This window comes from Achromobacter sp. 18P8.1.1 (genome assembly GCF_057799415.1).
In genome coordinates, this window is the sequence record NZ_JBYOKH010000021.1 from 41,003 (window position 1) to 62,920 (window position 21,918).

The following is a 21,918-nucleotide window of genomic DNA, read 5'->3' on the forward strand; positions in this document are numbered from 1 at the left end:
CGCAAGACGGACGCCGGGGCCATGCGCCCCGGCGTTTTTTTGCTGCACTGCGGGCGCACAGCCTCTACGGGTAGACCCCGAGTCCGATCTTGTTGACGCCCGAACATGCCGTTCCTAGAATCAGATTTGTGATCACATATCAGAAATAGCGTCCGGCAACCGCCGGTACGCGGGCAGCGGCGAAGCAGGCATGACCCAACAACTATTCAGTGTTCGAGACAAGATCGTTTTGATTACCGGTGCCGCGGGCGGTATCGGCGCTGCGCTCAGCCGGGCTTTCGCCCAAGGCGGCGCGACGCTGGTGCTGGCCGACCTGGCGGGGGAAAAGCTGGACGCGCTGGCGTCCGAGCTGCGCGAATCCGGCGTGAAGACCGGAGCCATCGCGCTCAGCGTGGAAAACCGCGAGGCCTGCGCAGATGCGGTGGCCGACGTGGTGGCGCGCTACGGCGGCGTGGACGTGCTGGTCAACTGCGCCGGCGTCAATACGCGCATGCGGCCCGAGCTGTACGCGGAAGACGTGTGGGACCGCATCGTCGATATCAACCTCAAGGGCACGTTCAACATGTGCCAGGCCGTGCACGCGCCGATGAGCCTGCGCGGCAAGGGCAAGATCATCAACATCGGCTCGATCCTGGCGCTGGCGTCCAACGCGGTGACGGCGGCCTATTCCGCCAGCAAGGGCGGTGTCCTGCAGCTGACGCGTTCGCTGGCGTGCGCCTGGGCGGCGGACGGCATCACCGTCAACGTGATCCAGCCGGGCTGGATCGACACGGCGCTGTCGCGCCAGGCGCGGGTGGACATTCCCGGCCACGCCGAACGGGTGGTGGCCACCACGCCGCTGGGCCGTTGGGGCGAACCCGAAGACCTGATCGGCGCGACGTTGTTCCTGGCCAGCACCGCATCCGACTTCGTGACGGGCGCAAGCCTGGTGGTGGACGGCGGCGTGACCGCGCATATCTGAACGGCAGGCTGCCGGCCCGTCAGAGGCCGGTCTTGCACAAGGAGAAGACATGCTTTTCGAGGACATCGGGCAGACGACAGAAGCGCGCACGCTGGTGGTGGAAGACAGCGATTGGGCGCAGCTGACGCGCGCCGAGGCCATGCGGTTGACGACCTTGTTCCTGGCGGCGCGCCGCTTCGAGGAAAAGATCCTGCAACTGGATAAGCTGAACCTGGTGCACGGGCCGGCGCATTCCAGCATCGGCCAGGAAGGCGGCGCGGCGGGCTGCGTCGCGGCCCTGCCTATCGATACGCTGATGAACGGCACGCACCGCGCGCATCACCAATGCGTCGCCAAGGCGGTCAATGCGCTGTATGAAGACGGCTTCGACCCGGCCGCCAGCGGGCTCACCCCGCGCATGCGCCAGGAGATCCAGGGCCTGATGCACGAGATCCTGGGCTTGAAGGACGGCTGGACGGGCGGGCGCGGCGGTTCCATGCACCTGCGCCGCGCCGACCTGGGCATCATGGGCACCAACGCCATCGTCGCCGGCGGCATCCCCATCGCCTGCGGCCACGCGTTCGCGGAAAAACAGCGCGGATCGGGCAAGCTGATGGTCACGTTCTTCGGCGACGGTGCGGTGCATCAGGGCGCCACGCACGAGGCCATGAACCTGGCGGCGCTGTACGGCCTGCCCATGATCTTCTTCCTGGAGAACAACAAGTACGCGGTGTCGATGAGCGTGGAGCAATCCACGTTCCAGACCGAACTGCTGACGCGTCCGCAGGCGCATGGCATCGCTGCCGTCAAGGTAGACGGCATGAACCCCTTCGCCGTCTGGCTGGCCACGCGCTGGGCGCAGGCGCATATCGAACGCGAAGGGCGGCCGGCATTCATCCTGGCCGAGGTCTACCGCTACTACCATCAGAGCTCGTCGATTCCCGGCAGCGCCTTCGGCTACCGCACGCGCGACGAAGAAAACGCCTGGAAGGCGCGCGATCCCTGGCTGTTCCTACAGCGTGAACTGACCGCGCGCGGCATTCTGGACGCCGACACCCTGGCCGCCATCGACGCCACCGTCACCGATGCCGTGGAAGCGGCCGCGGACTCGTGCGTGGAAGGCACGGGCTCCGCCACCCGTATCCGCGCCGCGCTGTGGCCGGCAGCCGCCAGCGTGGACGATCATTTGACCAGCGATATGCGTGAATTCGACCGCGCGCGCTTTGCCGAGGCGGAAGACTTCGATGTGGACGACATGGAAAGCCTGTCCTACATCGAAGCCATGTCGCGCACCATGGGCGCGCGCATGGCCGAAGACGATCGCATCTACGTGTTCGGCGAAGACGTGGCCAACATGGGCGGCGGCACGGTCGGCGCCACGCGCGGGTTGACGGACACCTACGCGGGCCGTCTGGTGAACACCCCGATCACTGAAAACGGCTTCTGCGGCCTGGCCACGGGCGCGGCGCTGTCGGGCCTGCGCCCGGTGGTGGAACTGATGTACAGCGACTTCTTCCTCGTGGCGGGCGACCAGCTGCTGAACCAGGCGGGCAAGATCCGCCACCTGTTCAACGGCACGGCCAACGTGCCGCTGGTGCTGCGTACGCGCATCCCGGGCGCGGAGGGCTACGGTTCGCAGCATTCCATGGACCCGGCCGGCGTGTTCGCGCTGTTTCCGGGCTGGCATATCGTGGCGCCGTCCAACGCCTTCGACTATGTCGGCCTGATGAATTCCGCGTTGCGCTGCCAGGACCCGGTGCTGGTAATCGAGCCGCAGGAGCTGCACAAGCGCAAGACGCTGGTGCCGAAAGACCTGGACTACTGCATTCCCATCGGCCGCGCCAAGCGCGTGCAGGAAGGCGACCAGATCACGCTGCTGGCCACGCTCAGCATGGTCGAGCGCTGCCGGCAGGTCGTCGAGGAAACCGGCGTGCGCGCCGACATCATCGACCTGCGCACGCTGTCGCAGCGCGACATCGACTACGACACCATCGGGCGTTCGGTCATGAAGACGGGCCGCGTGGCGATCGTCGAACAGACGACGCGCGGCGCCAGCCTGGGCGCGTTGATCGCCGACGAGATCCAGCGCCGCTATTTCGACTATCTGGACCAGCCGGTGCAGCGCGTCACGGGCCGCTGGGCGCCGCCCACGGTGTCGCAGGCGCTGGAGCGCGCGGCGCTGGCGGACGAGGACGACCTGCGCACGCTGATCGCCGCCATGCGGCGCGACAGCGCCCTGGACCTCACACAAGGAAATGTCCGTGCCCTACGCGCTTGAAGGCAAAACCATTCTGATCACGGGTGCGGCCGGCGGCATCGGCAGCGAGACGGCGCGCGTCTGCGCCGAACAGGGCGCCGCACTGGTGCTGGCCGACCGGGAAGCCCCCGAGGCCCTGGCCGCGGAATTGCGCGCGCAGGGATCGGCGGCACAGGCGATCGCGTTCGACGTGACCGATCGCGCCGCGGCGGAAGCCGCCGTCCAACGCCTCGACAAGCTGGATGCGCTGGTGGCCAACGCGGGCTATTGCCCCTGGGACGACTGGAACGCCGACGGCTGGGACGACGTGTTCCGGCAGGTCATCGACATCAACCTGCTGGGCGTCATGCACCTGACCCGCGCGGCGCTGGCCAAGATGGCGCCGCAGGGCAGCGGCCGCATGGTGCTGGTGTCATCCGTGGCGGCGCGCATGGGCGGCCTGGCGGCCAGCCCCCACTATGTGGCGGCGAAAGGCGGCACGCACGCTTTCGTGAAATGGCTGGCGCGCAAGGGGGCGGAGTCGGGCATCACCGTCAACAGCGTGGCGCCGGGCGCGACCGCCACCGCCATGGTGCAGGGCGCCGCCCTGGATGCGAATAGAATTCCTCTGCGACGCATGGCCCAGCCCCGCGAGATCGCCTTGCCCATCGCCTTTTTATGTTCGGATGGCGCAAGCTACATTTGCGGCGCCACGCTGGATGTGAACGGTGGCGTCTACATGAACTAGGCGCAAGAACATGGACAACAGCATCCTGGAAGGCCTGCTCGACAAGCAGGAACGCGTGACCGTCGCGGACCAGATCTATCAACAGACGCGCCAGCTCCTGATGAGCGGCGCGGTGCCGCCCGGGGAAAAGATCACCTTGCGCGGCCTGGCCGCCGCCTTGAACACCAGCCCGATGCCGGTGCGCGAAGCCGTGAACAAGCTGGTGGCCGAAGGGGCGCTGGAAATGCTGCCCAGCCGCGGCCTGCGCGTTCCGAAACCCAGCCTGCCGAAGTTTCGCGAGATCGTGCGCATCCGGTGCTGTCTGGAAGGTTTTGCCGCGGCCGAAGCCGTCAAAGTGATCAACGACGAGACCGTGGCGCGCATCGAACGCCACGCCCACGAGTTCGACAAGTTGGGGCACCAGCGCAAGATCGACACCTTGAAGACGATCGAAGCGAACCGGAACCTGCATTTCACGCTGTACGAAGCGGCGGCGATGCCGCTGCTGGTCACGATGATCGAGAACATCTGGCTGCAGATCGCGCCCCTGTTCTCGCTCAGCATGAGCAGCAAGGACCGGAAATCCGAAAGCTGGGAATCGTTCAGTCACCACGACGCGCTGCTGGCGGCGCTGCGGCGGCGCGACGCCGATGGCGCACGCGACGCGGTGGTGGCGGACATTTCCGATGCGGCGGCTTATATCGAGAAGACGGGCAATTTGGCCATCACCTGAAGCGAGTGAGACATGGATATCGAAGTCGTGATGCCCGCGATCGGCGCGGGCACGACGCAAGGCAGGATTCTCCAGTGGTTGAAGCAGTCCGGCGACACCGTCAAGGTGGGCGATATCCTGGCCGAAATCGAAACGGACAAGGCGGTCATTGAGCTGGAGGCCGTGGACAGCGGCGTGCTGGACCGCATCCATGTCGAAGCGGGCGACACCGCCGTGCCGGTGGGCGACGTCATCGCGACCTTGCTGGCGGAGCAGGACGCACGTCGCGAGGCGCATGCGCCCATCGCTGAACCGACCGCGCCCGTGCTGGCCATGCCGGCGCCACCTGCGGCCAAACCGGCGCAGGCGGTCGTTGCGCCGCCTGCCACCGCCGTCGAACCGCCCGCGCACCGGCTCTTCGCCAGCCCCTCGGCGCGCCGGCTGGCCCGCATCATGGGCGTGGACCTGCATGCGTTGACCGGCAGCGGCCCGAACGGACGGATCGTGCGCGTAGACATCGAGCAGGCTGCGCAGGATCGTCCCGCGGCGGATGCCAGGCCGGCAGCCAAGGCGCCCGCCACAGCCCCAGGCACGCTGACCCCGCACACCCCGATGCGCGCCACGATCGCGCGTCGGCTGGCGCAATCCAAGCAGCAGATTCCCCATTTCTATCTGACCGTGGACTGCCGCATGGACGCGATGATGGCGGCGCGGCAGTCATTGAACGACAGCGCGCAGGCCAGCCCCGATCCCGTCCGCTATTCCCTGAATGACCTGTTGCTGCTGGCGGTCGCCCGCGCCGTGGCGCGCGTGCCCGAGATCAACGCGCAATGGACCGACGAGGGCGTGCTGCGCCAGGAGCAGGTCGACCTGAGCGTCGCCGTGGCGCTGGAGACCGGCCTGATCACGCCGATCCTGCGCGATGCCGGCCGCATGGGGTTGCGCGAACTCTCGGCGCAGGTCCGGCAATTGGCGGACCAGGCGCGCAGCGGCCGGTTGCGGCCCGACCAATACGAAGGCGGCAGCATGACGGTATCGAACCTGGGCATGCATGGCGTGAAGTCGTTCGCGGCGATCATCAATCCGCCGCAGTCAGCCATCCTGGCCGCGGGTGCCGTGACGCGCCAACCGGTGGTGGACGGCGACGCGCTGGCGATCGGCCACGTGATGAGCCTGACGCTGTCCGCCGATCACCGCGTGGTGGACGGCGCGCTGGGCGCGCGGTTCCTGAAGGATGTCCGGCACTTCATGGAGCATCCCATCGAATTGATTCTCTAGCGGGTTGAGTGGAAAGGTTGTTCTAGGTGTCCACATCAGCAGCGCGCAGGGTGGACCGCGAACGGCGTACAGACCGATGGCGGCGGTAAGTCGAAGCACCATTACATAAAGTCTGGAGACAAAGCAATGAACAAGCAGAATCCGCTGACGCGCCTCGCGTTGGCTGCCGCCTTGGCAATGGCCGCGCAGGGCGCCTGGGCACAAAGCGAAATCAAGATTGGATACAACAGCGACATGTCCGCCAGCGGCTCGGCCGACTTCGGCGTGTCGGCCTTGTCGGGCGCGCGGCAGGCCGCCGAAGAGATCAACGCCGCCGGTGGCGTGCTGGGCAAAAAGCTCGTCATCGTGCCGCGCGATGACGTGGGATCCCCGCCCAAGTCCATTCAGAACGCCAACGAACTGGTGGACAACGAGAAGGTCGTCGCGATGCTGGGCGGCGTGAACTCGGGCAACATGCTGGCGTGGCTGCACATCGTGCAGCAGAAGAAGATCCCGACCATCTCGCCATCGGCGACCGCCACCGAGATCACCAACCGCTACAGCAAGGAACCCGCCAACTACATCTTCCGCGTGTCGATGCGGGACCTGGACCAGATCACGCTGTTGGCGGCGTATGCGGCGCGCGCCACGCAGAACAAGAAGGTCGCCATCATCGCCGACACGACGGGCTATGGGCAGCAGGGCGCCAAGGATGCGGCGGCCGTGTTGCAGCTGCACGGCATCACGCCGGTGGCCAACGAGAAATTCGGTCCGAAGGATACGGACATGAGCTCGCAGCTGAACAAGATCAAGGCGTCGGGCGCCGACACGCTGATCGTCTACGCGCTGGCGGATTCCAACGGCCATCTGATGCGCAGCCAGGAGAAGATCGGCTACTACCCGACCACACTCGGTTCCTGGTCGAACCTCAGCCCCCCGTTCCTGCGCATCGCGGGCCCGGAACTGGCCAAGAAGATGATTTTTTCGGCATCCATCACGCAGGATTCCACGCCGCAGTCCAAGGCGCTGTACGACACCATCATGAAAAAGGAGGGCAAGCTGCCCACCTATGTGTTCGCCGCGCACGCGTATGACTCGGTGAAGATCCTGGCGGCGGCCATGACGCAGGCCAAGTCCACCGACGGCGAAAAGGTCCAGCAGGCGCTGGAGAACCTGGGCAAGGTCGACGGCGTGATCAAGAGTTATGCGCCGGCCTTCACCAAGGCCAACCACGAAGCGCTGTCGTACAAGGACTTCCGCCTGGTCCGCTGGATCGACGGCAAGGTGGTGTCGGTGGATGACGCCGTCACGCAGGCCATCAAGCCCGAAGACCTGAAGCAGTAAGCGGGCGCGCGGCCGGCCGGTTCAGGCCTGGCCGCGGCTCAGGTGGTTGACGAAGAGCTTGGCGGCGGTGGGCAGCGATTCGAACGAGCGCACGCAGATCTGGATCTTGCGGCGCGCCCACGGTTCGGCCAGCGGAATGATGCGCAGGTCGAACATGACCGAGTAGCGGCGCGCGATGTCCAGCGGCAGCACGCCGATGCCCAGCCCCGAGTTCACCATGAAGCACAGGGCGTCGAAGCCCGTGACCTGCACCTTGAGCCGGATGGTGCGCTTTTCGTCGCTGGCGGCGTTCGACAGGATGCGGTTGATGGCGCTGCCGCGATGCAGGCCGATGAAGTCGTGTTCCAGCGCGTCGGCGAAGCGGAAGCCGGGCTTGTCGCGCAAGGGGTGGTCGGCGGGCACGACCAGCGCCAGCGTGTCTTCGCGGTAGGGGTGGATCTCGACGTCGTCGTCGGGCGCGTCGCCGGAAAAGATGCCGACGTCCGCCGCGTTCTCGGCCACTGACTTGATGATGGTGGACGTGATCTTCTCTTCCAGGTCCACCTGCACGTTGGGGTAGTCGTTCAGGAACAGCTTGATGTCTTGCGGCAGGAACTGCGTGATGGCGGAGATGTTGGCGTAGACGCGGATGAAGCCGCGCAGGCCGCGCGAGTAGTCGCGCATCTGCACGGCGATCTCGTCCAGCTCGTGCAGGGCGCGGCGCGCCATGGTGGACAGCGCAATGCCGGCCGGGGTGGGGCGGATGCCCTTGTTGGTGCGGATCAGCAGCCGGATCTTCAGGTTCTCTTCCAGCTCGCTGATGCGCTTGCTGATCGCGGCTGCGGCGATGTGCTCGTGTTCGGCGGCCGCCGCGATGGTGCCTTGTTCGACCACGCTGATGAAAAGCTTGAGGGAAGTGGGGTCTAAACGCATGGCGGCAGGCGAAGGCGGCAAGGGAACGGCCATTGTAGCGAGCGACACGCTTGCCATCGCGTTTGGCGATGGCAGCATCGTTAATGACTGCTATTGGGGACGGCAAGCCCGTTGCTATTCTCCCCAAAAATAGCGACCGGCCCGCCTGTTTGAGCGGACGGCGCAAGAAGGATGGATGGAGCGCAAAGCAATGAATCTGCAGAATAGCCAGCTGCTGCGGCAGCAGGCGTACATCGGCGGCGCCTGGTGCGACGCCGACAACCGGGCCACCATCACGGTGCGCAATCCCTTCGACGCCAGCCCGCTGGGCACGGTCCCAAATCTGGGCCGGGCCGAAACCGCGCGTGCCATCGCGGCCGCCGATGCCGCGCTGCCGGCATGGCGGGCCAAGACGGGCAAGGAACGCGGGGCCATCCTGCGCCGCTGGCATGCCCTGATCGAGACCAACAGCGACGATCTGGCGCTATTGCTGACGCTGGAGCAAGGCAAGCCGCTGGCCGAGGCCCGCGGCGAACTGAACTACGCGTTGTCGTTCGTGGAATGGTTTGCCGAGGAAGCCAAGCGCGTCTACGGCGACGTGCTGCCGCACACCCGCAGCGACCAGCGCATGCTGGCCATCCGCCAGCCGGTCGGCGTGTGCGCGGCCATCATCGCGTGGAATTTTCCGTCGGCGCTCGTCACGCGCAAGGTCAGCCCCGCGCTGGCAGCCGGTTGTACCGTCGTGCTCAAGCCCTCTGAATTGACGCCGTTCACCGCGCTGGCGCTGGCCTGGCTGGGCGAGCAGGCGGGCATCCCCCCTGGCGTACTGAACGTGGTCATCGGCGACCCGGCCCCCATCGGCACGGAACTGACGCAGAACCCCACGGTGCGCAAGCTGACCTTCACCGGCTCGACGCAGACGGGGCGCCTGCTGATGCAGCAAAGCGCCTCCAACATCAAGAAGCTGTCGCTGGAATTGGGCGGCAACGCGCCTTTCATCGTGTTCGAGGACGCTGATCTGGACGAGGCGGTGCAGGGGCTGGTGCTGTCCAAGTTCCGCAACGCCGGCCAGACCTGCGTATGCGCCAACCGCGTCTACGTCCACGCCAGCGTGGCAGACGCGTTCAACGCCAAGCTGCTGGCTGAGATCCGCCGCATGAAAGTGGGCGGCGGGCTGGAAGACGGCGTGACGCAAGGCCCGCTGATCGACCAGCGCGCAGTCGACAAGGTGACGCGCCTGGTGGCCGACGCCACCGCGCATGGCGCCACGCTGCTGGCGGGCGGCAAGCTGCGCCAGGCCGGCACCCTGCTGTATGAACCGACGCTGCTGACGGGCATCACGGATGCCATGGAACTGGCGCACGAAGAGATCTTCGGACCCGTGGTGGGCATCAGCACCTTCGACTCCGAAGCTGCCGTGCTGGAGCGCGCCAACGACAGCGCCTCCGGCTTGGCCGCCTATTTCTACACGGCCAACCTGGAACGCGTCTGGCGCATGATGGAAGGGCTGGAATACGGCATCGTGGGGGTCAACACCGGCGCGGTCTCCAACGAGGTCGGCCCGTTCGGCGGCATCAAGGAATCGGGCGTGGGCCGCGAAGGCTCGAAGTACGGCATCGAAGAGTTCCTCGAAATCAAGTACGTGTGCCTGGCCGGCAAGTCGTTCAACGCGCCGCGCTAACCCTTCCGGAACCCTGACATGAGCCAAGCCCAGCAAGCGTCCCTGCGGGACGCCGACTCGTTCGATTATGTGATCGTCGGTTCCGGCGCGGCCGGATCCATCCTGGCCAACCGCCTGTCAGCCGACGGGGCGACCGTTTGCGTGCTGGAGGCGGGCCCGCCGGACAACAGCCCGTTCCTGCACATTCCGGCCGGCTTCATCAAGGCGGTATTCAACAAGAAATACGCCTGGCAGTTCTCAAGCGAAGGCACGGCGCAGACCAACGGGCGACGCGTGCCGATCCCGCAGGGCCGCACGCTGGGCGGCTCCACGTCCATCAACGGCCTGGTCTACAACCGTGGCCAGGCGGCCGACTTCGACCATTGGGCGAGCCTCGGCAACCCTGGCTGGGCGTATGCGGACGTGCTGCCGTACTTCAAGTCGATGGAGCGCCGGGTGGGCGGCGACGACCGCTATCGCGGCCGCCAGGGCGAACTGCCCGTCACCGACATCGACTGGATTCACCCGCTGTGCGAGGCCTTCATTGCCGGCGCGGTAGAGCAAGGCCTTCCGCGCAACCCCGATTACAACGGTGCCGACCAGGCGGGCGTGGGCTACTTCCAGCGCACCATCAGCAACGGCTGGCGCATGAGCACGGCGAAGTGCTTCCTGAAGCCTGCGATGGCGCGCAAGAATTTGGACGTGCGCACCTATGCGCAGGCTACCCGCGTGCTGTTCGACGGCGCCCGGGCCGTGGGCGTGGCCTATTGCCACCCCGCGCATCCTGCCCGGGTGCGTGCCGTGCGCGCCAAGCGCGAGGTCATCGTGGCCTGCGGCGCGATCAACACGCCCAAGCTGCTGCAATTGTCCGGCCTGGGGCCGGCCGAGCTGCTGCGCGAGCACGGCATCCCGGTCGTATGCGATCTTCCCGGCGTGGGCGAGAACCTAAGTGACCACTATTCCGTGCGCATCGTTGCGCGCGTGAAGAACAGCCAGACCATGAATGAACTGGTCAAAGGCCTGAACCTGGCCGGCCAGATCAGCCGCTGGCTGTTCAAGCGGCCCAGCATCATGGCGCTCAGCCCATCGCTGCTGCACTATTTCTGGAAATCGCGGCCGGAACTGACCGCGCCCGACCTGCAGGGCGTGTTCACGCCCGCCAGCTACAAGGAAGGCTACGTTGGCGTGCTGGACGACTTTCCCGGCATGACGGCGGGTGTCTGGCAGCACCGCCCGGACAGCCGCGGTCAGGTTCGCATCCGTTCGGCCGATCCGCTGCAGGACCCGGTGATCCTGGCCAACTACCTGGCGGACGAACGCGATCAGCAGACGCTGGTGCGCGGCATTCGCCTGGCTCGCCGGCTGTTGCAGTCGCAGGCACTGGCGCCGTACTTCGACAGCGAGGCGCTGCCTGGCCCCCTGTGCGAATCGGATTCCGAACTGCTGGATTTCGCGCGCCGTTTCGGCGTGTCGTCCTATCACGTCAACGGCACGGCCCGCATGGGTCCGGAGGGCGACAAGTACGCCGTGGTGGATGCGCAGCTGCGCGTGCACGGCGTAGAGAACCTGCGCGTGATCGATTCGTCGGTCATGCCCGCCATGCCGTCGGCGAATATTTGCGCCGCCACGATGATGATCGGCAACAAGGCGGCCGACCTGATCAGGAATTCCTGAAAACCCAAGATGCGGTCACTCGAGTGACCCGTTAGGAGACAACGTGTACACCAAGCATTTCCCCAAGATCATGAAGACCTTGCTGCTGTCGGCGGCGCTTGCGAGCGCCAGCGGCGCTGCGCTTGCCGACGACATCAAGATCGGTTTCAACAGCGACATGTCGGCCACCGGCTCGGCGGACTTCGGCATTTCGGCCCTGGCCGGCGCGCGCCAGGCCGCGGATGACCTGAACGCCGCAGGCGGCGTGCTGGGCAAGAAGGTCGTCATCGTCGAACGCGATGACGTCGGCGCCCCGCCCAAGGCGATCCAGAACACCAACGAACTGGTCGACAACGTCAAGGTCAACGCCATGCTGGGCGGCGTGAATTCCGGCAACATGCTGGCCTGGTTGCACATCGTGCAGCAGAAGAAGATCCCGACGATCTCGCCGGTGGCGACCGCCACCGACATCACCGGCCGTTACGCCAAGTCGCCTCCGAACTACGTGTTCCGCGTGTCCATGCGCGACCGTGACCAGATCGCGCTGCTGGCCGCCTATGCGGCGCGCGCCAGCAAGTCGGGCAAGGTGGCGATCATCGCCGACACCACCGGCTACGGCCAGCAAGGCGCAAAGGATGCGCTGGAGATCCTGGCGCTGCACAAGATCACCCCGGTCGCCAACGAGAAGTTCGGTCCCAAGGACACGGACATGAGCTCGCAACTGAACAAGATCAAGGCGTCCGGTGCGGACACACTGATCGTCTATGCGCTGGCCGACTCCAACGCGCACGTCATGCGCAGCCTGGAGAAGATCAATTACTTCCCGACGACGCTCGCGTCCTGGGCCAACCTGAGCTCGCCGTTCCTGCGTATCGCCGGCCCGGAGCTGGCCGGCAAGATGATCTTCACCGCGTCGATCACCGAAGACTCGTCGAAAGAATCCAAGGCGCTATACGACACGCTGATGAAGCGCGACGGCCGCGTGCCGACCTACGTGATGGCCGCGCAGGCCTATGACTCGGTCAAGCTGATCGCCGCCGCCATGGAGCAGGCCAAGTCCACCGACGGCGCCGCCGTGCAGGCCGCCCTGGAGCAACTGTCGCAGGCGCAAGGCGTCATCAAGGCCTACCAGAAGCCGTTTTCGGCAGACAACCACGAAGCCCTGTCGGTCAAGGACTTCCGCCTGGTGCGCTGGATCGACGGCAAGGTCGTGACGGTTGACGACGACGTCACCCGCGCCATCAAGCCCGAAGACCTGAAGCTGTAAACGGCAGGAAAGCGGTACATCAAGGATCTCTCCCCCGCGGCGGCAGCGCTGCGGGGGAGTCGTCAAAAGGGGGCCTTCAGCATGCAAATACTACAAGCCATATTGAGTGGATTGGCCATGGGCAGCGTCTATGCCCTGGTCGCTTTCGGTTTCAGCATCACCTACACCACGACCAAGACGTTCAACTTCGGCCAGGGCGCGTTCCTGGCCCTGGCCAGCCTGATCGGCATCAGCGCGATCCTGCTGGTCACGCAAGGCAAGCTGATCGGCTTTCCCAGCCCCGAGGACGTGACCTGGGGATCGTTCCTGTTCGCGCTGCTGGCGGCCATGCTGGTCCTGGGCCTGCTGGGATTCGTGCTGTACATCACGGCCATCAAGCACTTCGTGGGCGAAGCGGGGCTGTCATGGGTGATGAGCACCATCGGCTTTGGCATCATCATCCAGAACCTGGCGCTGCTGATCTGGGGCCCGGCCCCGATCGCGGTGGCCTCGCCGCTGGGTGAAGGCATCATCACGATCTTCGGCACCGGCGTGCGTCCCCAGGAGATCCTGGTGTTCTGCACCACGCTCGTCCTGATGATCGTGTTTGACTGGGCGCTGCACAAGACCAAGATGGGCAAGGCGGTGCGCGCGGTGGCGTTCAGCAAGTCTACCGCGAGCCTGATGGGCATCAATGCCAACGCGGTGGCGGTGGCGGTGTTCGTCATCAGCTCGGCGCTGGCCGCAATCGCCGGCGTGATGATCGCGCCGATCGCAACCGCCTCCGTGTTCGTGGGCACGCTGCTGTCGCTCAAGGCGTTTTCCGCTGCCATCCTGGGTGGGCTGGAGAACCCGCGCGGCTGCATCTTCGGCGGCTTCCTGATCGGGCTGCTGGAATCGCTGATCGGCCTTTGGTATTCGAACCTGCGCGAGATCGCCGTGTTCGCGCTGATCATCGTCGTGCTGTATTTCCGCCCGGCCGGCATCCTGGGCCGCGTGCACGCGGAGAAGGTGTGAACATGTCCAAACTCCTCATTCCGCTCGTCATCGCCGCCCTGGCCGTGGGTTTCGCCTATTCGGGGCTGAACGATTTCTACCTGCTGATCCTGTTCAACATCGGGGTCTATTACATCGCCGCCACCGGCTTCAACATCCTGGTCGGCCAGACCGGGCAGAAGTCGCTGGGCCACGCCGGCCTGTTCGGCGTGGGCGCCTACACCGTGGCGCTGCTGACGGTGAACTACCAGGTCAATCCGTGGCTGGCGCTGCTGTGCGCGGCGGGCGTGTCCGCCGTCTTCGGCGTGGCGATCGCCATCCCGGCGCTGAAGGTCAAAGGGCCCAGCCTGGCAATGGTCACCATCGCCTTCGGCCTGCTGATCGAAAAGATCGTGTCCGAATGGACCGACGTGTTCAAGGGCCAGGAAGGCTTCTACGGCATCACCGGCCTGACCTTCAACGGCGCCACGCTGGACAGCCGCCAGTGGGTGGTCGTGGTGGTGCTGGTGGGGCTGGCGTTGCATGCGATGACCTCGCTGTTGCTGAACGGTCGCTTCGGCCGCGGCTTCGCTGCCGTGCGCACCTCTGAAATCGCCGCGGAAAGCGTGGGCATCAGCGTCTACCGTTTCAAGATCCTGGCGTTTGCAATCAGCGCCATCACCTGCGGCATCGCGGGCGGGCTGGTCGCGCAGCAGAACCAGTACATCAACTCCGACTTCGTCAATTTCAACCTGTCGGTGTTCTTCCTGGTGCTGGTGCTGTTCGGCGGCCGCACCCCGGTCGGCTCGTTCCTGGGCGCGGTGGTGCTGACCGTGCTGGACGCCATGCTGGCGCGCTGGCCCGAAGTGCAGCATTTCGCCTATGGCCTGATCCTGCTGTTTGCGCTGTACGCCATGCCCGAAGGCCTGGCCGGTTTGCTGCGCCGCGTCTTGCCGCAGCGCGGCCAGCGCGACGCCTTGGCGCGCAGCACGAACGCGGCCGAATGGACGCCCAAGCGCACCGCGCCGCCCGCCAAGCCCGGCCAAGGCCGGGCCGCGCCCGAGTTCCTGGAAGTGAAGGACCTGTACAAGGCCTTCGGCGGCGTGGTTCCCACCAACAAGGTGTCGTTCTCGCTGGCGCAAGGCTCGATCGTGTCGCTGATCGGGCCCAACGGCGCGGGCAAGACCACGACCCTGAACCTGTTGTCCGGGCTGGTTGCGCCGGACGCGGGCAGCATCCGCTTCAAGAACAAGCAGATGGTGGGCCTGTCGGCCAACGAGATCGCGGCCTCCGGCATCGGCCGCACGTTCCAGAACCTAAAGCTTTTCGACGGCCTGACCGCGCTTGAAAACGTGATGGTGGGGTTCTATCGGGTGCAGAAGTCCGGCTTCTTCTCGAACCTGCTGGGGTTGCCGGCCAGCCTGGCCGAAGAACGGCGCATGCGCCAGGAGGCATTCGCCATCCTGAAGTTCTTCGACCTGGACCGCTACGCGGACGATGCCGCCAACAGCTTGCCCTACGGCTTGCAGCGCCGGCTGGAGATCGCCCGCGCGGTGGCCGCCATGCCCGACCTGCTGCTGCTGGACGAACCCGCGGCGGGCCTGAACCCGGCCGAGACCGACCAGCTTACCGATCTGATCGTCAAGCTCAAGGGCATGGGCCTGACCATTCTGCTGATCGAACACCACATGGATCTGGTCATGGCGATTTCGGACCACATCGTCGTGCTGGACTATGGCGTGAAGATCGCGTCCGGCCTGCCGAACCACATCCAGGAGAACCCGAAAGTGATCGAAGCCTACCTGGGCGCGCCCGCATAGGAGACCACCATGAGCCGATTACTGGATATCAAAGACCTGGCGGTCAGCTACGGCGCCGTCAACGCATTGAAGCGGGTGTCGCTGCATGTGGACACGAACGAGATCGTGACCATCATCGGCGGCAACGGCGCGGGCAAGAGCACGATGATGCGCGCGCTGTCGGGCATCGAGAAGTCCACGGGGTCCATCGCGTTCGCCGGGCAGGACCTGGGTGGCGTCAGTGCGCACAAGCGCGTTGGGCTGGGTATCGCCCACGTGCCGGAAGGCCGCCAGGTGTTCCCGGACCAGACCGTGTTCGACAACCTGATGCTGGGCGCCTTCCTGCGCAAGGAGCCGCCCGCGGAACTGGCCGCCGAGATCGAGCGTTGCTTTGCCATGTTCCCGCGCCTGAAAGAGCGCCGGGATCAGTATGCGGGCACGCTGTCGGGCGGCGAACAGCAGATGCTGGCCATCTGCCGCGCGCTGATGAGCAAGCCGCGCATCCTGATGCTGGACGAGCCGTCCCTGGGCCTGGCGCCGCTGATCGTGGCCGAGATCTTCAAGATCATCAAGTCGCTGAAGGAACGCGGCATGACGATCCTGCTGGTCGAGCAGATGGCCAATCAGGCGCTGGCGATTTCGGACCGCGCCTATGTGCTGGAGGTGGGCTCCATCGTGATGGAGGGCACCGGCCAGGAATTGTTGGCCAGCGAGCGCGTGCGCGAGGCCTATCTGGGAAAACACAAGAGCTGACGAGGCAATCATGTCATCCAAACCATTGAGCGGGATCCGTGTGCTGGAGTTGGGCCAGCTGATCGCCGGGCCGTTCGCCGCCAAGATGTTGGGCGAATTCGGCGCCGAGGTGATCAAGATCGAGCCGCCCGGCAAGGGCGACCCCCTGCGCAACTGGCGCCTGATCCACGACGGCACGTCCGTCTGGTGGCAGGTGCAGTCGCGCAACAAGAAATCGGTCAGCCTGGACCTGCGCCAGCCCGAGGCGCAGGACCTGATCCGCGCCCTGGTCAAGGACATCGACGTCGTGGTCGAGAACTTCAAGCCGGGCACGATGGAAGGCTGGGGCCTGGGCTGGGAAGACCTGCGCGCCATCAATCCGCGGCTGGTGATGCTGCGCGTGTCCGGTTATGGCCAGACGGGCCCGTACCGCGACCTGCCCGGCTTCGGCGCCATCGGCGAAGCCATGGGCGGCCTGCGCCACCTGAGCGGCGAGCCGGACCGCACCCCCGTGCGCGTGGGCATTTCCATCGGTGATTCGCTGTCCGCGCTGCATGGCGTGATCGGCATCCTGCTGGCGCTGCGTGCGCGCGACCAGAACGGCCAGGGCCAGATGATCGACGTGGCGCTGTATGAATCCGTCTTCAACATGATGGAGAGCCTGTTGCCGGAATACGCCGTGTTCGGCGAAGTGCGCCAGCCGGCGGGCAGCAGCCTGCCGGGCATCGCGCCCAGCAATGCGTACCGCTGCCAGGACAACAAGTACGTACTGGTGGCCGGCAACGGCGACAGCATCTTCAAGCGCCTGATGGGCGTGATCGGCCGCCCGGACCTGGCCGATGCGCCGGAACTGGCCAACAACGCCGGCCGCGTGAAGCACGTGGTGATGCTGGACGACGCCATTTCGCAGTGGACGGGCCAGCACCCGCTGGACGAGGTCCTCGTCCGTCTGAACGAAGGACAGATACCGGCCGGCAAGATCTACGACGTGGCCGATATCGCCACCGATCCGCACTACCAGGCGCGCGGCATGATCCTGGACGGCGCGCTGCCCGATGGCACGCCGATCAAGCTGCCGGGCATCGTGCCCAAGCTGTCGGAGACGCCGGGCGAGGTGCGTAGCGCCGCGCCCGCCCTGGGCCAGGACACGGACGGCGTGCTGGCCGGCCTGGGCATCGACGAGGCGAAGCGCGCCGACTGGCGCGCGCGCGGCATCATCTGAAAGGGACAGCCATGAACGAACCGAGCGCAACCCGCAAGAAGCTGTACATCCAGGACGTGGCGCCCCGGGACGGCTTCCAGAACGAAAAGCAGTTCATCGAGACGCAGGACAAGATCGACTTCATCAACGCGTTGTCCCAAAGCGGATTCGCCAAGATCGAGGCCACGTCCTTCACCTCGCCCAAGGCCATTCCGGCACTGCGCGACGCCGAAGCCGTGATGCACCAGATCGAACGCAATCCGGACGTGGTCTACACGGTGCTGGTGCCCAACGTGCGCGGCGCGCAACGGGCGCTGGAGTGCAACGTGGACGAGGTCAACCTGGTGATGTCGGTGAGCGAGACCCACAACCGCGCCAACCTGCGCATGACGCGTGAGCAGTCGTTCGAGCAACTGAGCGACGTGGTCAGCGTGGTGCGCGGCAGCCGCGTCGCGGTCAACGTGTCGCTGTCGACGGTTTTCGGCTGCCCGATGGAAGGCGACATCAACGCCTTCGACGTGCTGGAACTGGTGGGGCGCTTCGCCGCGCTGGGCGTGGATGGCATCACCCTGTGCGACACGACCGGCATGGCCTATCCCACGCAGGTGGGCAAGATCAGCCGCGAGGTCCGCCGGCTGTTTCCGGATCTGACCACGACCCTGCACTTTCACAACACGCGCGGCATGGCGCTGGCCAACACGCTGGCGGCGCTGGAGGCGGGCGTCGACCGCTTCGACGCGTCGCTGGGCGGACTGGGCGGATGCCCGTATGCGCCGGGCGCCAGCGGCAACGTCTGCACGGAAGAACTGGTGCACATGCTGGAACTGATGGGCTACGACACGGGCGTGGACCTGACCCGAATTTTGGGCATCGCGGCGACCTTGCCCGCGCTGGTCGGGCACGACATCCCCAGCCAGATCCTGAAGGCGGGGCCGCGCCTGACGCTGCATCCGGCGCCCGACTTCGGCGGGTAGCCCCGGCGGGGCGGCGGTGTGCTAAGTTGCCGGGAATGCCGCCCGGCCCGGAGCCCGCCATGCTGAAATTCGCCGCCAACCTGTCGATGATGTACCCGGAACATGCGTTCCTGGACCGCTACGCCGCAGCAGCGGCGGATGGTTTTCTGGGCGTGGAATGCATGTTCCCATATGAAGCGCCCGCGGCCTTCGTGCGCGAACGCATCGATGCGGCCGGGGTGTCGCAGGTGCTGTTCAACGCGCCGCCCGGCGTGGTCAGCCAGGGCGAGCGCGGGCTGGCCGCCTTGCCCGGCCGGCAAGCGGAGTTCCAGGCCGGAATCGAACAGGCGCTGTCCTACGCGACGGCGTTGTCCTGCTCGAATGTCCACGTGATGGCGGGCCTGGCGCCGGCCGACGTGCCGCGCGAGGCCCTGCTGGATTGCTACCGCGAGAACCTGGACTGGGCCGCGCGCCAGGCGCGTTCGGCGGGCGTCACGGTGCTGATCGAACCCATCAATACCCGCGACATACCGGGCTATATCCTCAATCGCCAAGACGATGCGCATGCGATCGTGCAGGCCGTCAATGCGCCCAACCTGAAGGTGCAGATGGACCTGTACCATTGCCAGATTGTCGAAGGCGACGTCACCGCCAAGCTGCGGGAATACCTGCCGACCGGACGCGTGGGGCACCTGCAGATCGCCGGCGTGCCGTTGCGCCACGAACCGGATCGCGGCGAACTGGATTACGGCTGGGTGTTCGGCGTGCTGCGCGAACTGGACTACCGGGGATGGATCGGCTGCGAATACCGGCCGGCAGGCGATACCTCCGCCGGCCTGCGCTGGCTGTCCCCCGCACGCGGTTGATGGACGCGAACATTTCAGGAGACCAGGTCATGAGTACAAGCACCATCCGCCGCGCCTTGCTTGGGGCGGCGCTGTCGGCCGCCGCCGCATTTTCCGCCAGTGCGCCCGCCGCGGAATATCCGGACCATCCGATCCGCTGGCTGGTGCCGTTCAGCCCCGGCGGCGGCAGCGACCTGGCGACCCGCATCGTCGCCAAGCACGTGGGCGACTCGCTGGGCCAGACGGTGGTGGTTGAAAATCGCCCCGGCGCCGCCACCATCGTCGCCGCGCAGGAAACCGCCCGCGCCGCGCCGGACGGCTATACGCTGATGACGGCAGGCATGAGCACCCTGGCGCTGAACCCGTCGTTGTACAAGAACCTGCCTTACGAGCCGTTCCGCAATCTGTCGATGGTGTCTACGCTGGTGAACCTGCCCATCGTCCTGGTGGCGTCGCCGGCATCCGACTTGACCACCATGACCGACGTCTTGATGTATCTGCGCAGCGGCAAGCAGGCCAGCTACGCCTCGCTGGGCGTGGGCAGTCCGCACCATCTGGCCATGGAACTGTTCCTGCAGACCTTCGGCGGGCAGGCCACGGCGATCCCATACAAGGGCACGCCGCCCGCCCTGCAGGACGTGGCCTCGGGGGTTGTGCCCCTGATGATGGCCGACCTGGCCGCCGCGCGGCCGTTGATCCAGGCGGGCAAGCTGCGCGCCATCGCCGTACCGGCCGCGCAACGGTCGGCGCTGCTGCCCGACGTGCCAACCTTCGGGGAGGCCGGCGCCTATCCCCTGGAAGCCGCGGCGTGGCAAGGCGTGGTGGCCCCGGCCAGGACGCCCAAGCCTATCGTGGAAAAGCTGAGCCGCGCCATCGTGGCGGCCTTGCAGTCGCCCGACGTGATCAAGCAACTGACCTTGCAAGGCATGGAACCCGCCGGCAGCACGCCGGACGCGTTCTTTGCCTATGCGAGCGAGGAACGCGACCGCTGGGGCGCGGTGATCCGCCACAAGGGCATATCGGCCGACTGACGGCGCATGCCTTAGTCGGGGGCGGGCACCTGGGCCTTGCGGCTGCGTTGCGCGGTTGCCGCGCAACCGGCCGACGCCAGGATGATCCCGCAGATGGCCAGCCATTGCGTCTGGGTCAGGTGTTCGTTCAGCACGATCACCCCGGCCAGCGCGCCCATCGCGGGCTCCATGCTGAGCAGCACGCCAAAGGTCTTTTGCGGCAGCCGCCGCAGCGCCACCATTTCCAGCGAATACGGCAAGGCGCTGGACAGGATGCCGACTCCGATGCCGGCCAGGATCAGCTTGGGGTCCAGCAGGGCCATGCCCGCATGGGCGGCGCCCACCGGTAGCGCGACCATCGTGGCGGCCAGCAGGCCCAGCGACGTCGCCTGGCCGCCGTGCACGTTGCCGGCCATCTTGCCGAAGATGATGTAGAGCGCCCAGCAGACCGCGGCAGCCAGCGCGTAGGCGATGCCCGTCGGGTCCAGGTCATGGATGGATTGGCCGGTGGGGATCAGCAGCACGAGTCCGGCCAGCGCACAAGCGATCCAGACAAAGTCGATCGCGCGCCGTGACAGCACCACCGCCAAGGTCAGCGGCCCGGTGAATTCGATGGCGATCGCCACGCCCAACGGCAGCGTGCGCAGCGCCATGTAGAACAGCAGGTTCATGCAGGCCAGCGTGACGCCGTACAGGGCGATCTTGGCCGCGTTCTTTTTGGTCAGCGGAAAGCGCCACGGCCGCCAGAACGCGATCAGGATGATGGCGCCGATCACGATGCGGTAAGCGGTCGTGCCCTGCGCGCCCACTTCGGGAAACAGCGACTTGGCGAACGAGGTGCCAATGCACAGCGAGGCCATGGCGCCGATCAGCGACAGGGTGGGAAGTAGGGTGGAGGCCGAGGCGTTCTGCCCGGTGTTCAAGGTGGCGGCGGTCATGGTGGCGGGGTGAAGCTCAAAGCGTTGGGGCGGTGCGCAAAATCAAAAAGGGCCTGGGTCCAGCCATCACGGGCCAGGATTCACGGCGGTGGAGTAAAGCACATACAGGGCCAGGCCGACCATGATGGCGCCCAGCAGTCCTTGCTGCATCCGCAGGAACCACGGATTGCGCCCGACCCAGCCGCGGATACGCGACGCGCCGAATGCGAAGCAGCTGCCATAGGGCAGGCTCAGCACCTTCATCGTGATGCCCAGCACCAGCATCTGGACCCACACGGGCCCGTTGTCCGGCGTGGTGAACTGCGGCAGGAAGGCGATCATGAACAGCAGCACCTTCGGGTTCAGCAGATTCGTCATGAAGCCCTGCCAGAAGGCGTCGCGGGCGTCGCCCGGCCGGGCGCTCAGCGACACCTCGGCCGATTGCGCGCAGCGGATGATCGCCTTGATGCCCAGGTAACCCAGGTACAGACCGCCTGCCGCCTTGATGCCCACGAACAGCGCCGGGAAGGCCCGCAGCACGGAGGCCAGGCCCAACACCACAGCCGGCACCTGGATGAAGCCGGCCGCCACATTGCCCAGCACGCTATGGAAGGCGGGGCGGAACCCCTGCGTCATGCCCCGCGACAGCGTCAGCGCCATGTCGGGGCCGGGCGTGAGCTTGAGCGCCGCATCGGCGGCAAGGAAAAGCAGGAAAAGCTGGAGTGAGGGCATTGCGGGATACGGCTGGAAATCCCGCGTGGCGGGTGGCAGGCTCCCAGTGTAAGCAAGCCGCCTGAATATTTCCTTCGTCCGCAGGGCC

The 21,918-nt window shown here is 66.2% G+C and carries 19 protein-coding genes; 16 read left to right on the forward strand and 3 right to left on the reverse strand.

The genetic code is table 11. The features are described 5' to 3' along the window. The first annotated feature begins 190 nt into the window (after positions 1-190). The 6 genes from AC27VE_RS15175 (at position 191) to AC27VE_RS15200 (ending at position 7,216) form a co-directional block, all read left to right on the forward strand. Complete coding sequence (locus tag AC27VE_RS15175) at positions 191-961, forward strand: SDR family NAD(P)-dependent oxidoreductase (protein WP_035214019.1); 771 nt, start codon at positions 191-193, stop codon at positions 959-961. A 49-nt stretch (positions 962-1,010) separates the two neighbouring features. Next, entirely contained in the window at positions 1,011-3,218 is a 2,208-nt protein-coding gene (locus AC27VE_RS15180; protein ID WP_488704340.1) for an alpha-ketoacid dehydrogenase subunit alpha/beta, read from the forward strand. Continuing rightward, entirely contained in the window at positions 3,196-3,924 is a 729-nt protein-coding gene (locus AC27VE_RS15185) for an SDR family NAD(P)-dependent oxidoreductase (RefSeq protein ID WP_488704341.1), read from the forward strand. Before AC27VE_RS15180 ends, AC27VE_RS15185 begins: the two co-directional genes overlap by 23 nt. A gap of 10 nt (positions 3,925-3,934) precedes the next feature. After that, positions 3,935-4,636, forward strand: coding sequence for a GntR family transcriptional regulator (locus tag AC27VE_RS15190; RefSeq protein ID WP_006227105.1), 702 nt, complete (start codon positions 3,935-3,937; stop codon positions 4,634-4,636). 12 nt (positions 4,637-4,648) lie between these two features. Beyond that, entirely contained in the window at positions 4,649-5,893 is a 1,245-nt protein-coding gene (locus AC27VE_RS15195; protein ID WP_488704342.1) for a dihydrolipoamide acetyltransferase family protein, read from the forward strand. Positions 5,894-6,019: 126 nt separating this feature from the next. Next, on the forward strand, positions 6,020-7,216 hold the full coding sequence (locus AC27VE_RS15200; protein ID WP_088588857.1) for an ABC transporter substrate-binding protein: 1,197 nt from the start codon (positions 6,020-6,022) through the stop codon (positions 7,214-7,216). Positions 7,217-7,237: 21 nt separating this feature from the next. On the opposite strand, the gene AC27VE_RS15205 is transcribed toward AC27VE_RS15200, so the two are convergent. Then, positions 7,238-8,128 (reverse strand): LysR substrate-binding domain-containing protein, encoded by an 891-nt coding sequence (locus AC27VE_RS15205; protein WP_035214028.1) that lies wholly within the window; start codon positions 8,126-8,128, stop codon positions 7,238-7,240. Positions 8,129-8,318: 190 nt separating this feature from the next. Here AC27VE_RS15205 and AC27VE_RS15210 point away from each other — a divergent pair, with 190 nt between their 5' ends. From AC27VE_RS15210 to AC27VE_RS15255, 10 genes are all read left to right on the forward strand, one after another. Beyond that, entirely contained in the window at positions 8,319-9,788 is a 1,470-nt protein-coding gene (locus AC27VE_RS15210; RefSeq protein ID WP_488704343.1) for an NAD-dependent succinate-semialdehyde dehydrogenase, read from the forward strand. A gap of 18 nt (positions 9,789-9,806) precedes the next feature. Continuing rightward, the gene (locus AC27VE_RS15215) at positions 9,807-11,441 is read left to right on the forward strand and encodes a GMC family oxidoreductase (RefSeq protein ID WP_488704344.1); all 1,635 of its coding nucleotides are present in this window, start codon (positions 9,807-9,809) and stop codon (positions 11,439-11,441) included. Positions 11,442-11,484: 43 nt separating this feature from the next. After that, positions 11,485-12,687, forward strand: a complete 1,203-nt coding sequence (locus AC27VE_RS15220) for an ABC transporter substrate-binding protein (RefSeq protein WP_454677985.1) — start codon at positions 11,485-11,487, stop codon at positions 12,685-12,687. 81 nt (positions 12,688-12,768) lie between these two features. Then, the gene (locus AC27VE_RS15225) at positions 12,769-13,683 is read left to right on the forward strand and encodes a branched-chain amino acid ABC transporter permease (protein ID WP_088588861.1); all 915 of its coding nucleotides are present in this window, start codon (positions 12,769-12,771) and stop codon (positions 13,681-13,683) included. Continuing rightward, complete coding sequence (locus tag AC27VE_RS15230; RefSeq protein WP_006227113.1) at positions 13,680-15,461, forward strand: branched-chain amino acid ABC transporter ATP-binding protein/permease; 1,782 nt, start codon at positions 13,680-13,682, stop codon at positions 15,459-15,461. The genes AC27VE_RS15225 and AC27VE_RS15230 overlap by 4 nt, the downstream gene beginning before the upstream one ends. Before the next feature lie 9 nt (positions 15,462-15,470). Next, positions 15,471-16,193 carry an ABC transporter ATP-binding protein gene (locus tag AC27VE_RS15235; protein ID WP_280029210.1) on the forward strand — a complete coding sequence of 241 codons (723 nt, stop codon included), beginning with the start codon at positions 15,471-15,473 and terminating at the stop codon, positions 16,191-16,193. A gap of 10 nt (positions 16,194-16,203) precedes the next feature. Next, positions 16,204-17,394, forward strand: a complete 1,191-nt coding sequence (locus AC27VE_RS15240) for a CaiB/BaiF CoA transferase family protein (RefSeq protein WP_488704345.1) — start codon at positions 16,204-16,206, stop codon at positions 17,392-17,394. An 11-nt stretch (positions 17,395-17,405) separates the two neighbouring features. Then, positions 17,406-18,347, forward strand: coding sequence for a hydroxymethylglutaryl-CoA lyase (locus AC27VE_RS15245; protein WP_488704346.1), 942 nt, complete (start codon positions 17,406-17,408; stop codon positions 18,345-18,347). A 59-nt stretch (positions 18,348-18,406) separates the two neighbouring features. Then, positions 18,407-19,192 carry a 2-oxo-tetronate isomerase gene (gene otnI, locus AC27VE_RS15250; protein ID WP_454677982.1) on the forward strand — a complete coding sequence of 262 codons (786 nt, stop codon included), beginning with the start codon at positions 18,407-18,409 and terminating at the stop codon, positions 19,190-19,192. 29 nt (positions 19,193-19,221) lie between these two features. Next, on the forward strand, positions 19,222-20,202 hold the full coding sequence (locus AC27VE_RS15255; RefSeq protein WP_427960693.1) for a Bug family tripartite tricarboxylate transporter substrate binding protein: 981 nt from the start codon (positions 19,222-19,224) through the stop codon (positions 20,200-20,202). Between the two features lie 11 nt (positions 20,203-20,213). On the opposite strand, the gene AC27VE_RS15260 is transcribed toward AC27VE_RS15255, so the two are convergent. Next, on the reverse strand, positions 20,214-21,119 hold the full coding sequence (locus tag AC27VE_RS15260; RefSeq protein ID WP_488704347.1) for an EamA family transporter: 906 nt from the start codon (positions 21,117-21,119) through the stop codon (positions 20,214-20,216). A 66-nt stretch (positions 21,120-21,185) separates the two neighbouring features. Further along, positions 21,186-21,830, reverse strand: coding sequence for a LysE family translocator (locus AC27VE_RS15265; protein WP_006227120.1), 645 nt, complete (start codon positions 21,828-21,830; stop codon positions 21,186-21,188). Positions 21,831-21,918 lie beyond the last annotated feature (88 nt).

What these genes read in the sequence shown, in the direction of transcription:
- AC27VE_RS15175 (WP_035214019.1), top strand. Translation starts at nt 191, where the DNA reads ATGACCCAACAACTATTCAGTGTTCGAGACAAGATCGTTTTGATTACC.
- AC27VE_RS15180 (WP_488704340.1), top strand. Translation starts at nt 1,011, where the DNA reads ATGCTTTTCGAGGACATCGGGCAGACGACAGAAGCGCGCACGCTGGTG.
- AC27VE_RS15185 (WP_488704341.1), top strand. Translation starts at nt 3,196, where the DNA reads ATGTCCGTGCCCTACGCGCTTGAAGGCAAAACCATTCTGATCACGGGT.
- AC27VE_RS15190 (WP_006227105.1), top strand. Translation starts at nt 3,935, where the DNA reads ATGGACAACAGCATCCTGGAAGGCCTGCTCGACAAGCAGGAACGCGTG.
- AC27VE_RS15195 (WP_488704342.1), top strand. Translation starts at nt 4,649, where the DNA reads ATGGATATCGAAGTCGTGATGCCCGCGATCGGCGCGGGCACGACGCAA.
- AC27VE_RS15200 (WP_088588857.1), top strand. Translation starts at nt 6,020, where the DNA reads ATGAACAAGCAGAATCCGCTGACGCGCCTCGCGTTGGCTGCCGCCTTG.
- AC27VE_RS15205 (WP_035214028.1), bottom strand. Translation starts at nt 8,128, where the DNA reads ATGCGTTTAGACCCCACTTCCCTCAAGCTTTTCATCAGCGTGGTCGAA.
- AC27VE_RS15210 (WP_488704343.1), top strand. Translation starts at nt 8,319, where the DNA reads ATGAATCTGCAGAATAGCCAGCTGCTGCGGCAGCAGGCGTACATCGGC.
- AC27VE_RS15215 (WP_488704344.1), top strand. Translation starts at nt 9,807, where the DNA reads ATGAGCCAAGCCCAGCAAGCGTCCCTGCGGGACGCCGACTCGTTCGAT.
- AC27VE_RS15225 (WP_088588861.1), top strand. Translation starts at nt 12,769, where the DNA reads ATGCAAATACTACAAGCCATATTGAGTGGATTGGCCATGGGCAGCGTC.
- AC27VE_RS15235 (WP_280029210.1), top strand. Translation starts at nt 15,471, where the DNA reads ATGAGCCGATTACTGGATATCAAAGACCTGGCGGTCAGCTACGGCGCC.
- AC27VE_RS15240 (WP_488704345.1), top strand. Translation starts at nt 16,204, where the DNA reads ATGTCATCCAAACCATTGAGCGGGATCCGTGTGCTGGAGTTGGGCCAG.
- AC27VE_RS15245 (WP_488704346.1), top strand. Translation starts at nt 17,406, where the DNA reads ATGAACGAACCGAGCGCAACCCGCAAGAAGCTGTACATCCAGGACGTG.
- otnI (WP_454677982.1), top strand. Translation starts at nt 18,407, where the DNA reads ATGCTGAAATTCGCCGCCAACCTGTCGATGATGTACCCGGAACATGCG.
- AC27VE_RS15255 (WP_427960693.1), top strand. Translation starts at nt 19,222, where the DNA reads ATGAGTACAAGCACCATCCGCCGCGCCTTGCTTGGGGCGGCGCTGTCG.
- AC27VE_RS15260 (WP_488704347.1), bottom strand. Translation starts at nt 21,119, where the DNA reads ATGACCGCCGCCACCTTGAACACCGGGCAGAACGCCTCGGCCTCCACC.
- AC27VE_RS15265 (WP_006227120.1), bottom strand. Translation starts at nt 21,830, where the DNA reads ATGCCCTCACTCCAGCTTTTCCTGCTTTTCCTTGCCGCCGATGCGGCG.